This window comes from Lutibacter sp., assembly GCF_016342705.1.
GTDB lineage: Bacteria > Bacteroidota > Bacteroidia > Flavobacteriales > Flavobacteriaceae > Lutibacter.
This window is the reverse complement of record NZ_JAEINV010000007.1, coordinates 185,356-197,759: the sequence shown is the minus strand read 5'-3', so window position 1 is coordinate 197,759 and position 12,404 is coordinate 185,356. Positions and strand designations below refer to the sequence as shown.

Here is a 12,404-nt window from a genome sequence, read left to right as displayed (position 1 = left end):
TAATAAAACAATAACTATTTTATTTTAAATATTAAAAGTACACATGAAAAAAATTGAAAATATTGAACTTACTTTTTTAACTCAAGATGACTATCAAGAGCTTAAAAAAGCAATGATTGAATCATATACAACCATGCCCAACTCCTATTGGAGAGAGCACCAAATTGACGCTTTAATTAGCCGCTTTCCTGAAGGTCAGGTTGTTATAAAAGTAAACAATCAAATTGCTGGTTGTGCATTATCTATAATTGTAGATTATAGTAAAATTTCTAAACATCATACCTACCAACAAATTACGGGAGATTATACATTTAACACACATACAGATGAAGGTGATATGTTATATGGAATTGATGTGTTTATTAAGCCAGAATTTAGAGGTCTTAGACTTGGTAGAAGATTATATGATTATAGAAAAGACCTATGTGAAAAATTAAATTTAAAAGGAGTTGCCTTTGGAGGAAGAATTCCAAATTATCATAAATATTCAGATACATTATCACCTAAAGAGTATATTGATAAAGTAAGAAAAAAAGAAATACACGATCCAGTGTTTAATTTTCAAATTTCTAACGACTTCCATCCTGCTCGTATCTTAAAAAGTTATTTAGAAGGAGATGAAGCTTCTAACGATTATGCTGTATTATTAGAATGGGATAATATTTATTATGAAGAAGAATCAAAAGCTGCTACAACTCAAAAGAAAATTATACGCCTTGGACTTATTCAATGGCAGATGCGTTCATATAAAAATTTAGAAGAATTATTACATCAAGCAGAATTTTTTATAGATTCAGTTTCTGGCTATAGATCAGATTTTGCTTTATTTCCAGAGTTTTTCAACGCGCCTTTAATGGCTGAAAACAACCATCTAACTGAGCCTGAAGCTATTAGAGAATTAGCAAAACATACAGAACCTATTGTTCAAACATTTTCAAAATTTGCAATTTCATATAATATAAATATCATTACTGGTAGTATGCCAGAATTTATTGACGGCAAATTATACAATGCAGGATATTTATGTAAAAGAGATGGTACTGTTGAGCGATATATAAAATTACATATCACACCTAACGAAGCCAAAGTTTGGGGTATGGAAGGTGGAAGTGAAATTAGAACTTTTGACACCGATTGTGGTAAAATTGGTATTTTAATTTGTTACGATGTGGAGTTTCCAGAATTAGGAAGATTATTAGCTGAAGAAGGAATGGATATTTTATTTGTACCTTTCCTAACAGATACTCAAAATGGATATTCACGTGTGAGAAACTGTGCGCAAGCAAGAGCCATTGAAAACGAATGTTATGTAGCAATTGCCGGTAGTGTTGGAAACTTGCCGAAAGTGCATAATATGGACATTCAATATGCACAATCTATGGTGTTTACACCGTGTGATTTTGCGTTTCCTACAAACGGAATTAAAGCAGAAGCTACTCCAAACTCAGAAATGATTTTAATTGCGGATGTTGATATTGATTTATTACGCGAACTAAACAAACAAGGAAGTGTTCGTAATTTACACGACAGAAGAACTGATTTATACAGTTTAAAAATGAGATAATTTAATTAATGGCTAAAAAGAAATCATTAAATAGAAAAAATTTGAATCCTTCAACTCCTGTTTTTACAGGAGTTAAGCATTCAGACAATCTTAATATTCAATTATTTAAATACAATAAAGATGAATATTTAGAAGAAATAAATTTTTCTGAAAATGATTTTAAAAAATTTACTGATGTAAATTATCAGCATTGGTTAAATACACATGGTATACATGATGTTGAAAAAATTACAGCACTTTGTAAAAAACTAAACATTCACGATTTGGTAATTCAAGATATTTTAGATGTAAACCAACGTCCAAAATTTCAGGAATTTGATGATTACTGGTTTTTTTCCACAAAATCTATTTTACCATCTAAAACTCACGATATTGAAGCCGAACAATTAAGTTTTATTATTGGAAATAACTTTTTAATTACCTTCCAAGAAAAAAAAGGCGATTATTTTGAGCATATACGATACAGATTAAGAGAAAACGTTGGAATTGTAAGAGAACGCGGAGCTGATTATTTATTGTATTTATTATTAGAAGCACTTTTAGATAGTTATTTCAAGACACTTGAAAGAATTGATAATGAAGTTGAAAAATTCGAAATTATTGATATCAATAGTGATCCTTCACCAGAAATTTTAAATACCATTGAAGCTTATAAAAGACAAATAAATTTTATCAAAAAAACAATCATTCCAATTAAAGAAATTGTAACTAAAGTAGAAAGAGAACAATTTCACTTAATTCAAAAAAAACATATTAAATACTATTTTGAGTTAAAGGATTTAAGCTTAACCTTACTAGATATTTCTGACTCCATTTTATCTCGATTAGAAAGTAGTATTAACCTATTCTTCTCCGTACAAGGACACCGTATGAATATGGTTATGAAAACATTAACTGTAATTTCATCTATATTTATTCCACTTACATTTATAGCTGGCGTTTACGGAATGAATTTCGTAAATATTCCAGAACTTAACTTACATTGGGGATATTTTGCAGTATGGGGAGTTATGATCGTCATTTTTATTTTAATGCTTTTTTACTTCAAAAAGAAAAAATGGTTTTAAAAACCATAACTATTTTATTTTTTAACCTTATCAACTTCTTACAATTTTCATAAAAAAATAAGTAATTTTGCATCTATGATTCAAAACATTCAGCTTAGAGTTTCTATTAAAGAAGAAAAATTAGAAGGTATTCTAGTTCTAAAAAGTGCTCAGCAATTGGGTATTTCTAAAAATGAAATAACAGCAATTAAAGTACTTAGAAAATCTATTGATGCCAGAAAATCATTGATATTTTTCAATTATAAAGTAGCTGTTTATATTCAAGAAAAACCTTCTGAAACTCCTGATTATGTTTTTGATTATAAAGATGTTTCCAAATCCAAGGAAGTTCATATTATTGGTTTTGGTCCTGCAGGAATGTACGCTGCATTGCGTTGTATTGAGTTAGGTTTTAAGCCAATTGTTTTAGAACGAGGTAAAAATGTACAAGATAGAAGAAGAGATTTACGTGCAATTAACCAATTTCATATTGTAGATGAAGATTCCAATTATTGCTTTGGCGAAGGTGGCGCAGGAACCTATTCTGATGGAAAATTATATACACGTAGTTTAAAACGTGGCGATGTTCGTAAAATATTTGAAAACCTTGTGTATCATGGAGCAACAGATCAAATTTTAGTAGATGCGCATCCTCATATTGGTACAAATAAATTACCAAAAGTTGTTAAAAATATTCGTGAAACTATTTTAAAATATGGTGGAGAAATTCATTTTGAAAGCAGAGTTACTGACTTTATAATTAAACAAAACAAGTTAGTTGGGCTAAAACTTTTCAATGATAAAGAATTTAGTGTAAATGCAGTTATTTTGGCAACCGGTCATTCTGCGCGAGATATTTATTATTTATTACATAAAAAAGAAATTTCATTAGTTGCTAAATCTTTTGCAATGGGCGTTCGCGTGGAACATCCACAAGAAATTATTGACTCCATTCAATATCACTGTAAAGGAAAAAGAGATGAATTATTACCAGCAGCATCTTATAGTTTAGTGCAACAGGTAAATGATCGCGGTGTATATTCATTTTGTATGTGTCCTGGTGGCTTTATTGTTCCTGCGGCAACAGCAAATGGCGAAGTGGTTGTAAACGGAATGTCGCCTTCAAAAAGAAATAACCTATTTGCAAACTCAGGAATGGTTGTGGAAATTAATGTTGATAAAGATATTGCAGACTATGAAAAATTTGGTGTTTTAAAAGGGTTAGAATTTCAAAAAGATTTGGAAAAAATGGCTTTTGAAGCTGGTGGAAAAACACAAACTGCTCCAGGACAACGATTAACAGATTTTGTGGAAGGTAGAATTTCAAAAGATTTAAACGCTACCTCTTATCAACCAGGTTTAAATTCAGCACCACTTCATACATTATTACCAAAATTAATTGGCAGCAGATTAAGAACTGGTTTTAAAACATTTGGACAAAAAATGCATGGCTTTTATACCAATGAAGCCAATATAATAGGTGTTGAATCACGAACATCTTCTCCTGTTAAAATTCCGAGAACAGAACAATTAGAACATCCAGAAATTGAAGGATTATATCCTTGCGGTGAAGGTGGCGGATATGCCGGTGGAATTATTTCTGCAGCTATGGATGGTGAACGTTGTGCAGAAGCTGCCACCAAGAACTTATAATACACTCCTAAAACAACACCAAATACCCTGATTATTAATAATTTAGGATTAAACACACATATTCAAACATTTAGCATACCTTTGCCGCCAATTAAAATTATTACATGACATTTCAAGATTTAGAATTAATAGAGCCAATTCAAAAGGCTTTAAAATTAAAAGGATATACACATCCATCACCAATTCAAGAACAAGCAATTCCAATATTATTAAATAAACAAGATTTATTAGGTTGTGCCCAAACTGGAACAGGAAAAACGGCAGCATTTGCATTACCTATTTTACAACAACTATTTTTAAATAAGCAGCAACATAATAAATACAGAAAAATAAAAGCCCTAATAATTACTCCTACGCGAGAATTAGCCATTCAAATAGGTGATAGTTTTACTGAATACGGAAAATTTACAGGATTAAAAAATACTGTGATTTTTGGAGGCGTTAAGCAACTTGCTCAAACTCAACAATTAAAAAACGGTATTGATATTTTGGTGGCAACTCCAGGCCGTTTAATAGATTTAATGAGTCAGGGTTTTATTTCATTAAAAGATATAGAATATTTTGTGTTGGATGAAGCCGATCATATGTTAGATATGGGTTTTATTCACGATATTAAAAAAATTGTAAATAGATTACCTATTCAAAGACAATCACTTTTTTTCTCAGCAACAATGCCACCTGAAATTATAGAATTATCAAGAGCCATTGTTGGGAATCCTCAAAAAATCACCATTAAACCGGAACAAGCAACTGCTGAAAAAGTTGAACAAGCAGTATTTTTTGTTGAAAAAGCGAATAAATCAAAGTTGTTATTGCATTTATTAGAAAGCAACGAACCTCAATCTACGTTGGTGTTTTCAAGAACAAAGCACGGAGCTGATAAAATTGTTAAATTTTTAGCAAAATCTTCTATAAAAGCAGAAGCAATTCACGGAAATAAATCGCAAGGAGCAAGACAAAGAGCTTTAGGGAACTTTAAAAATAGTGATACATTTGTGCTTGTAGCTACTGATATTGCTGCAAGAGGAATTGATGTTGATGATTTAGCATTGGTTGTAAACTACGATTTACCTAATATTCCTGAGACCTATGTGCATAGAATTGGAAGAACTGGTAGAGCAAAAGCGAGTGGTATTGCTTTATCTTTTTGCGCAACTGAAGAACGTCCATTTTTAAGAGATATTCAAAAATTAATTGGCCAAACAGTAGAAATTGTGGATCACCCATTTAAAGAAGATGGTGTAACTAATCCAACTGAAAAACCAGTACATACGGCACATAAACCTTCAAAAAATGCTAGAAAAAAATCTACAAGAAGGAAAAATGATAATTTCAAAAGAAATCCAAAAAACAATCAACAAAAGTAATTTATAGTTCAATTTTAATTAATTTTACGCCTTTAAATTCAATACTTAAAATAAAATTTTTAGAATGAAAATACTTGCAATTGGGAAGAATTACGTGAATGATGTAACCGAAATCTCTTCAAATAAAAATGGGCAACAAATTATTTTTTCAAAGCCAGAATCTAGCCTTGTCACAGATAATAAAGATGTTGAATATCCTGACTTTACAAGCAATTTAATTTACGAAGCTGAATTAGTGCTTAAAATTGGTGAAAAAGGAAAAAACATCAGTGAAAATGAGGCTCTAAACTACATTTCAGAAATTGGTATTGGAATAGATTACACTGCTAAAGACATTTTTGATGCATCTAGAGAAGGAAAAGGACCTTGGGATTTAGGGAAAGGTTTTGATGGTGCTGCACCAATTTCATCATTTAAAAATATTTCAAATTTTAAAGATGTAACAAACATTAATTTTGGATTAAAAATTAATGGAAAAGAAATGCAACAAGGAAATACAAGTTTAATGATTTATAATTTTAGTGAAATAATTGCATACGTTTCTAAATTTATGACGTTGGAACCTGGAGATTTAATTTTTACAGGAACTCCTGCTCACGGAACTGGTAAAATATTGAAAGGAGATCAATTACAAGCATCTATTGAAGGTGAGTTACTTTTAGACTTTAAAATGGTTTAAATTCATATTCAAAAAAAATTAAAAAAGATCGTTTAAAAATTAAACGATCTCTTTTTTTGTAATTAAATTTAAGTGATTAAATTCTCTAGAAGCTCTAATTTTCAATGAAATAGCTGCGGAAATAAAGTAGACAACTGTTAACAACCACAAATGAGTCCATTCAATGATTACTTCTGAAAATGAAGCTTCCATTTGTGTTAACCTTACAAATCCATTAATTCCTGGTGAAGAAGGAATTATCTTTGAAATTAATTGGTAAAATACTGAAAATCCTTCCACAGGAAACGATAAACCACTTAACATTAAGGAAGGAATTGAAAGCAATACTAAAAAAACTATAGAATCTTCTCTTCTTTTAAATAATGAACTAATGGTGATTCCTAAAAATACTACTGAAAATATATAAGGAATTATAAATACGTAAATTAAAAATAAAGAAGATCTCACTGGAATTGCAAACACCGTATATACTATTCCAACTTGAATAGGAATAATTACCATAAAAATTGCGGTGTATAAACACGCTTTAGCCAACAAAACTGGAATTGTTCCTCCTTTATGTAATAACCTCGGAAAATTTGTATGCGTAGTGACTGTTTCTCTTCTAGACCCACTTAAAATACCAATTCCCATTAGCAATACTAATTGAACAATTAAAGCGGTTAGCATCGGTATCATATATGTTGCATAACCAGCTGTAGTATTGAATAAACTAGTTGAAATTGCTTGTATTGATGTATAGTTTTGTTGAGCTTTAGCTACCGAAACACCTTTCGCCATTTCTTTTTTAATAAAAATACCTGCACTAAAATAGCCATTAATAGTAGTTACATCACCTAAAACTCTTTTATAAAAAACCATATTAGAAGCATCTGAAAAAGTAGTAATAGCAACCTGTTTTCCGCTTCTAATATTTTTTTCGAAATTCATTGGAATGATAACAATTCCTTGTATTTTTTTTGAATAATACGCTCTTTTCGCTTCTTGCAAATCTGTATAAGTTGAAATTGCTTTTGTCCCTTCAGTAGCATCTAACATTGCAATATAATCTCTACTCATTTTTGTAGCATCCTGATTTACAACTGCAACAGGAACCTCTTTAACTACTTGATTTGAATATATATACGTATAGACAACTAAAATAATAATGGCCACTGAAAGAAATGTGCTTATAACAGCTTTATCCGATTTAATAGATTTCCATTCCGTTGAAAATGTATTCCAAAAAGAGATTTTTGCTTTATAATATAATTTAAATAAATTCTTCATTTTAAATACTATGATTAAACACTCCTTTTGTAAATAATCTTTTTAATTTAAACCAAACCAATGAAATAGGAACAATACTTAAAACCACTAAAATAATGATTGCTTTTAACGAATAAAATACTGGAAAACCTCGTTGAGATTGATCTAATAATAACTCAAAAAAATGTGTGAATGGAAAAATTTGACTTAACCATTGTAATATTTTAGGCATTCCAAAAATAGGGAATGTGATTCCTGAAAATGACAAACTAACAGCCGCAAAACCTGATCCAATTGTAAGTGCTTCTCTAAAACTATTACTTACAGCAATAAAAAACAATGCATACGACTGATTTGCAATAATTAACAACAATAATCCAACTAAAACAGCTAATTTATTTCCGAAAAAAGGAAAATCTTGCCAAACATACATACTAAAAAGCATGATTATTCCAACTAGTAAAAACCAAACTGTATAAGGCAATACTTTTCCTATAATTATTGCTGAAAGATTTCCACCAGTAATATTTAACAATTTACTTCCTTTACTATATTTTAAATCGGCTCCAAAACAATAAATGGTTGTTAACATTACAAATATTTGGAAAAACATTGCTAAAAATCCGGTATTTAAATAATACGAATAATTTGTATACGGATTTGATAACACATGGTTATTAGCAATTATTGGCTGATAATTAACCATGGCTTGTTGCATTGAAACTCCTTGTTTTCGCTGTTTTTCAATAGTAACTCCTGCTGAAATAGTTCCAATAACTTTCCTAAAAGCTTTATATTCTAAACCTCCTGGCAACAATAAATTACTATTGTATTGATTTATAATATGTACTTGTTTACCACTTTTTAAATCAGATTCAAAATTTTGTGGAATGGTAATTACACCATACACTTTTCCTAATCGCACTAATTCCTCTCCTTTTTGTTGACTTAAAGGGAAAAAACCAACTTCAATTTCTGGAGCTGCATCTAACTGAGCTACTACATTTCTTGAAATTGCAGAATGGTCTAAATCTACAACAGCAATAGGTAAATTACGAGCCACGCCTTCACTTAAAAGCGTATTAAAAAATAATATAGAAACAAATGGTAGTACAATTGCAAAAACAAAAGTAGACTTGCTATTGAATAACAATGCTATTTCCCGTTTTGCAATTCGTAAAGATGGTTTCATTTTACTCATTAAATTGAGAATAATCAATTAAAATACTCATTCCTGGCCTTAAATCAACTTCATTAGAAACTGGAGCTGCTTTAATTTCAAAAGTTCTAACATCAAAATCTCCAGTGGCTTTTGTGGCGTTCCAAGTTGCATAATCACCTAAAGCAGCAACGTAATAAATTTTAAATTTCACTTTTTTATTATTCAAAGCTGGAATAGTTGCTTCAAAAATTCGTTCTTTTTTAAAGTTGGACAAACTTGTTTCCTTAATATTTAAAATGGCATAACTATTTGCCAAATCTACCAAATGAACAACAGGATAACCGGCTCCAATTAATTCACCTTCTTCAGGTAAAAAATTAAGAACGTCAGCATCTATTGGCGAAACAATATTTCGTTCATTTTTATAACCTTCTAATTCAGATAAAGCGCCATCAGCTCGTTTAACTAAAGCTGTTGCTGCTTCTATATCTTCATTTCTTACTCCTTTCATGGCTATTTGATACATACTTAAAGCAGCTTCCTGATCTTTTAAAGCTACTTCTTTTTTAGCAAAAACTTCATCACGCTGTTGTTCAGATATTACACCATCTTTAAATAAATTCTCCATACGTGCAAAGGTCTTTTTCATAACATTAGCAGCTGCGGTTGCTTTTTCATACACACTTTTTGCAGCTCTTATTTCTTCTACACGCGCACCGTTAGTTGCTTTATTTTTTTGAGCATTTGCTGCTTCTCTTAAAGCCAAAGCTTGTTGTTCTTTAGCCATAATTTCAGGACTTGTAAGTGTTGCTAATAATTGTCCTTTTTTAACACTTTCACCTTCTTTAACTTCAAAAGAATTAATACGTGTTGGAATTTTAGCAGATAAGTAAATTTCTTTAGCCTCAATTCTACCTTGTAAAACAAGTGCTTTTGGTTTTGATATTAACCAAACACCCGATAATACTAAGATTGCAATAATAACAATGCTAATTAATGATTTTATAAATTTTGGATTTCTCATTTTAATTTTAATTTTGATTTAAGAAAGATGCTGTTTTACCGGTAAGTACCATTAGCTCACCATAAGCAACGTTATACTCGTATAAGGCTTTTATTTTATGTAATTGTATTTCAGATAATTTCAATGTTGCGTCTACTACTTCTAAAGAAGTTCCTGTGCCTTCTTCAAAAGCACGAGTGCGCATAAATTTTAATTTTTTGGCAAATATTTCATCGGCATTTAAACTTTCGTATTGTTCCAATTCCTTTTGCATAGTATTGTATAATTTTTCTGTATACGTTGTTAAATTTAGCCGGGCTTGTTTATCAAATTCTTCAACTTGCTGAATTTTATATTTTGAAGCTTTTATTTTATGCTCTCTTTGAAAACCATTAAACAATTCCCACTCAACTCCTACTCCAACAAACCATTTTGTATCAACCAATGGCAAATTATCTTTCCAAAGCACATACTTTCCCATAACACCAACTTTAGGAAAATAGTCACTGTTTTCAACCTTTACACCAACTTCTGCCAATTCATGATTTTTTTCAATAGTTTTTAATTGTTGATTTTCAGTTAACATATCGTCTTGAAATTCTTTCAATGGTTTTACAAATGTTGGCTCATTAAATTTGCTTGAAAAACCTTCAATAGCATTTATTCCAATTAAATTTTGAACAGCTGTAGTTGCTAAAGCCACGTCTTTTTTAGCGGCAAGTAATTCTCTATTAGCATTTGACAAGGCAACTTTTGCATTTAAGGTTTCTACTTCTGGAATTAAACCATTTTCAAAAAACTTATTTGCCTGATTATTATGTAATAAAATTACATCGTAAACTTCTTGCCTTAATTGAACGGCTTCTTTAGCTAATTTCAACTTAAAAAAGTAATTAATTAAATTTATGGTTAGCTCGTCTTGTTTAATTTGATGTTTTGTTTCTGTTAGCTCTAATTTAATTTCTGAAGCTTTATTAGCAGCGTTTATTTTTCCACCTGCAAATATTGGCATTGAAATATCTGCAGTTGCAAATCCTAAGTTTTTTTCTTGTAAGGTTAAATTCCAATCTCCTAAAACTGCTGCTGGATCTGGAATACTTAATAAACCTCCAACCATATTACGCTGCGTATTTAAGTCTACAGCAATATCTTCATCTAAATGTAAATAAGTGCCAGAAACACCAACTGTTGGCAATCGCAAGCCTTTAGTTGCTTTATGTTCTTCTTCCATTGCTTTTACTTCAAAATTGGAAGCTTTTACTTCTCCATTTTCAGATAACATTAAATCGTGTGCTTGTTTTAATGTTAGTTCTTGTGCATTTGCAAATGTTGCTGAAAGCACAAAAAATAAGAGTAATTTTGATTTTATTCTACTCAATTTCATTAATTTAAAATTTATAATCGTTTTCATTTATTTTAAAATTTTTAAAATATTTTCTGTTAAACTTTTTACGTCGTTTATAGTAACTTCTTGTTGTCCAAAAATATTTTTACGGGTAAAGTTTATAAAGTCTACAGCATAAATTAAGATGTGATAATGCAATTGGTAAACGGTTGTATTTGCAGAAATTTCGCCTGATTTAACCCCAATATTTTTAATACGCTCCATTAATTCTGCACTTTTATACTTAATATCTTCTGTAGCTGAAAAATTCTCATTATGAAGTAATTGATAAAAAAACTTAGAAGCAATTGGCTCATTTAAAAAATAAATTACCCTATTCTGAATAAACGATTCAATTAAAGGCCTCACACTAGTTTGATTAAGGGCCAATAAAAACTCCAATTCTTTATATAGTGAGGTTACTTTATCGTAATATAATTCATTAATTAAATCTTGTTTTCCTTTGTAGGTCCTATACAAATATCCTCCACTTACTCCGGCATTTTTAGCTATCATTGCAATTGTTGTGTCTTCAATCCCATTCTCCACGATTGTTTGCATAGTTGCTTCTTTAATTCTAACTATTTTATCTTCATCAATTTTACGTGCCATTTTACATTTTTTGGTTCTGCAAATTTATGAATAAATATTCATTCATTTATTATTTACCTAAAATTTTTATTAAAAATGTTAGGTCAAAAATTAAAATGTTTAAATTTACCTTATGAACCAACCATATATTGATAGCGAAGAATTTAAAGGAATAAACTATACAATAACTCCAATTGTAAAAGGAGATTATGACAATTGCACATTTATTAATTGTAATTTTACAGGAATTGATTTATCTAATAATCAATTTATTGAGTGTGTTTTTATAGATTGTAACTTTAGCTTATCTAAAATTAAAAATACTGCTCTAAAAAATGTTCATTTTGAAAAATGCAAAATGATTGGTCTTAATTTTGGAGAATGTGATCCGTTTTTATTAGAATTAAAATTCACTGAATGTCAGTTAAATTTGGCTTCATTCTATAAACTGAAGTTAAAAAACACAAATTTCAAAAACTGCCAGTTAAATGAAACTGATTTTGTTGAAACTGACTTAACAAATGCTTTATTTGACAATTGTGACTTAAAATTGGCTGTGTTTGATAATACTCTTTTGGGAAAAGCAGATTTCAGCTCTTCTTACCACTACTCTATTGATATAGAAAAAAATACTATTAAAAAAGCTAAATTTTCTAAAGATGGCTTAGCAGGTTTATTAGAAAAATATCAACTAATCATTGAATAAA

General features: G+C 29.8%; 11 protein-coding genes. 6 read left to right on the top strand and 5 right to left on the bottom strand.

The window, feature by feature from the left end; translation table 11 throughout:
* Positions 1-43 precede the first annotated feature (43 nt).
* The 5 genes from JEY78_RS08870 (at position 44) to JEY78_RS08850 (ending at position 6,309) form a co-directional block, all read left to right on the top strand.
* Entirely contained in the window at positions 44-1,564 is a 1,521-nt protein-coding gene (locus JEY78_RS08870; protein ID WP_291849744.1) for a carbon-nitrogen hydrolase family protein, read from the top strand.
* A gap of 8 nt (positions 1,565-1,572) precedes the next feature.
* Entirely contained in the window at positions 1,573-2,631 is a 1,059-nt protein-coding gene (corA, locus tag JEY78_RS08865) for a magnesium/cobalt transporter CorA (protein ID WP_291849741.1), read from the top strand.
* Between the two features lie 75 nt (positions 2,632-2,706).
* Positions 2,707-4,263 (top strand): NAD(P)/FAD-dependent oxidoreductase, encoded by a 1,557-nt coding sequence (locus tag JEY78_RS08860; protein WP_291849738.1) that lies wholly within the window; start codon positions 2,707-2,709, stop codon positions 4,261-4,263.
* Between the two features lie 104 nt (positions 4,264-4,367).
* Positions 4,368-5,630: a DEAD/DEAH box helicase gene (locus JEY78_RS08855; RefSeq protein ID WP_291849735.1), complete on the top strand. Its 1,263-nt coding sequence runs from the start codon at positions 4,368-4,370 to the stop codon at positions 5,628-5,630.
* Between the two features lie 64 nt (positions 5,631-5,694).
* On the top strand, positions 5,695-6,309 hold the full coding sequence (locus JEY78_RS08850; RefSeq protein ID WP_291849733.1) for a fumarylacetoacetate hydrolase family protein: 615 nt from the start codon (positions 5,695-5,697) through the stop codon (positions 6,307-6,309).
* A 39-nt stretch (positions 6,310-6,348) separates the two neighbouring features.
* On the opposite strand, the gene JEY78_RS08845 is transcribed toward JEY78_RS08850, so the two are convergent.
* The 5 genes from JEY78_RS08845 to JEY78_RS08825 are packed head-to-tail and all read right to left on the bottom strand — an operon-like array spanning position 6,349 to position 11,718.
* Positions 6,349-7,578 (bottom strand): ABC transporter permease, encoded by a 1,230-nt coding sequence (locus tag JEY78_RS08845; RefSeq protein ID WP_291849729.1) that lies wholly within the window; start codon positions 7,576-7,578, stop codon positions 6,349-6,351.
* Between the two features lies 1 nt (position 7,579).
* A complete protein-coding gene (locus tag JEY78_RS08840; RefSeq protein WP_291849726.1) occupies positions 7,580-8,758 on the bottom strand; it encodes an ABC transporter permease in 1,179 nt (392 codons plus the stop codon).
* On the bottom strand, positions 8,751-9,743 hold the full coding sequence (locus tag JEY78_RS08835; RefSeq protein ID WP_291849723.1) for an efflux RND transporter periplasmic adaptor subunit: 993 nt from the start codon (positions 9,741-9,743) through the stop codon (positions 8,751-8,753). Before JEY78_RS08835 ends, JEY78_RS08840 begins: the two co-directional genes overlap by 8 nt.
* A 7-nt stretch (positions 9,744-9,750) precedes the next feature.
* A complete protein-coding gene (locus JEY78_RS08830) occupies positions 9,751-11,133 on the bottom strand; it encodes a TolC family protein (protein ID WP_291849721.1) in 1,383 nt (460 codons plus the stop codon).
* Positions 11,134-11,718, bottom strand: coding sequence for a TetR/AcrR family transcriptional regulator (locus JEY78_RS08825; RefSeq protein WP_291849719.1), 585 nt, complete (start codon positions 11,716-11,718; stop codon positions 11,134-11,136). It abuts the gene before it with no gap.
* Between the two features lie 112 nt (positions 11,719-11,830).
* On the opposite strand from JEY78_RS08825, the gene JEY78_RS08820 reads away from it, so the two are divergent.
* Positions 11,831-12,403 (top strand): pentapeptide repeat-containing protein, encoded by a 573-nt coding sequence (locus JEY78_RS08820; RefSeq protein ID WP_291849716.1) that lies wholly within the window; start codon positions 11,831-11,833, stop codon positions 12,401-12,403.
* Position 12,404 lies beyond the last annotated feature (1 nt).

What these genes read in the sequence shown, in the direction of transcription:
- JEY78_RS08870 (WP_291849744.1), top strand. Translation starts at nt 44, where the DNA reads ATGAAAAAAATTGAAAATATTGAACTTACTTTTTTAACTCAAGATGAC.
- corA (WP_291849741.1), top strand. Translation starts at nt 1,573, where the DNA reads ATGGCTAAAAAGAAATCATTAAATAGAAAAAATTTGAATCCTTCAACT.
- JEY78_RS08860 (WP_291849738.1), top strand. Translation starts at nt 2,707, where the DNA reads ATGATTCAAAACATTCAGCTTAGAGTTTCTATTAAAGAAGAAAAATTA.
- JEY78_RS08855 (WP_291849735.1), top strand. Translation starts at nt 4,368, where the DNA reads ATGACATTTCAAGATTTAGAATTAATAGAGCCAATTCAAAAGGCTTTA.
- JEY78_RS08850 (WP_291849733.1), top strand. Translation starts at nt 5,695, where the DNA reads ATGAAAATACTTGCAATTGGGAAGAATTACGTGAATGATGTAACCGAA.
- JEY78_RS08845 (WP_291849729.1), bottom strand. Translation starts at nt 7,578, where the DNA reads ATGAAGAATTTATTTAAATTATATTATAAAGCAAAAATCTCTTTTTGG.
- JEY78_RS08840 (WP_291849726.1), bottom strand. Translation starts at nt 8,758, where the DNA reads ATGAGTAAAATGAAACCATCTTTACGAATTGCAAAACGGGAAATAGCA.
- JEY78_RS08835 (WP_291849723.1), bottom strand. Translation starts at nt 9,743, where the DNA reads ATGAGAAATCCAAAATTTATAAAATCATTAATTAGCATTGTTATTATT.
- JEY78_RS08830 (WP_291849721.1), bottom strand. Translation starts at nt 11,133, where the DNA reads ATGAAAACGATTATAAATTTTAAATTAATGAAATTGAGTAGAATAAAA.
- JEY78_RS08825 (WP_291849719.1), bottom strand. Translation starts at nt 11,718, where the DNA reads ATGGCACGTAAAATTGATGAAGATAAAATAGTTAGAATTAAAGAAGCA.
- JEY78_RS08820 (WP_291849716.1), top strand. Translation starts at nt 11,831, where the DNA reads ATGAACCAACCATATATTGATAGCGAAGAATTTAAAGGAATAAACTAT.